Genomic DNA, 1,339 nt, shown 5'->3' with positions numbered 1-1,339 from the left:
CGCGCGCTCACGCCTGGGCCAGCAGCCTGGCGAGCGCCGCGCGATAGTCGGTGTAGAGGCGCGCCTCGTCGCGATGGCGTCGCGCCTCCACGACTTTCTCGCCGCCCGCATAAACGTCTAGCACCGGTGTTTCACCGTGTTCGCAAAACACGATCGACGAGAGCCACGTGAGCGGCTGTTGCTCCGCCAGGTTCGGATGCTGCGCGTCGAGCACGATCCAGTCGGCGCGTGCGCCCGCCTTCAATGCGCCCACCGCACGCCCCGTCGCGCTTGCGCCGCCGCCGAGCGCGGCCGCAAACAGCCGGTCGGCGACGTACGTCTCGTGCGGCGCGGCCAGCACGTTGCGCTCGCGTCGCACGAGACGCTGGCCGTATTCGAGCAGCCGCAGTTCGGCGCGCCAGGCCACACCGATATGGCTGTCCGAGCCAACGCCGAACGCGCCCCGCGCCTCCAGGTAGTCGTGCGTGGGGAAAATGCCGTCGCCCAGGTTCGCTTCGGTCGTGAGGCACAGGCCCGCAATCGCGCCGCTTCTGGCCAGCGCGGCAGTTTCATGCGCGTCGATATGCGTGGCATGCACGAGGCACCAGCGCGCGTTCACGTCGAAGCGATCGAGCAGCCATTGCACGGGCCGCGCGCCTTCGGTCGCGATGCAGGCGTCGACTTCGGCCGTCTGCTCTGCAATGTGGATATGCACGGGCGCGCCGGGCGATACGTGATCGAGCCCGTCGAGCAGCGCACGCAGCGAGTCCTGCGAGACGGCGCGCAACGAATGCGGCGCCACGCCATAGCGCAGCGCGCCATGCTCGGGCCGCCACGCGCGCAGCGACTCGACGATGCCGAGCAGTTGCTCCGGCGTGTTGATGAAGCGCCGCTGGTCGTCGCGCGGCGGCTTCGCGCCGAAGCCGCTGTACTGGTAAAGCACGGGCAGCATGGTCATGCCGATGCCCGTTTCGCCCGCTGCATCGACCACGCGCTGCGCCAGTTCGGCCGGGCTCGCATAACGCTGCCCGTCCTGCGCATGATGCACGTAGTGGAATTCGCAGACCGAGGTATAGCCCGCCTTGAGCATCTCGACATACAGCCAGCGCGCGATGGCGCCGAGGTCGTCGGGCGTGATGCGCGCGGCGAAACGGTACATCAGGTCGCGCCAGCTCCAGAAGCTGTCGGTGGGGTTCGCGCGGTATTCGGTCAGGCCCGCCATCGCGCGCTGGAAGGCGTGCGAATGAAGGTTAGGCATGCCAGGCATGATCGGGCCTGCCGCGTGCGCCACACCGGCGGGCGCTTCAGGCAGATCGGGCGTCACGCTGCGCAGCGTGCCCGTTGCGTCCCATTCGAGCAG

Annotated in this window: 1 protein-coding gene; it reads right to left on the bottom strand. The window is 68.9% G+C overall.

The genetic code is table 11. From position 1 onward, the window contains the following. Window positions 1–7: 7 nt before the first annotated feature. The coding region (locus tag C7402_RS46090) for a formimidoylglutamate deiminase (protein ID WP_116615304.1) at window positions 8–1,339 on the bottom strand (1,332 nt) is incomplete at its 5' end.

This window comes from Paraburkholderia unamae (assembly GCF_003096875.1).
Taxonomy (GTDB): domain Bacteria; phylum Pseudomonadota; class Gammaproteobacteria; order Burkholderiales; family Burkholderiaceae; genus Paraburkholderia; species Paraburkholderia unamae.
The sequence above is the reverse complement of the archived record's forward strand: the minus strand, read 5'-3'. Positions and strand labels throughout refer to the sequence as shown.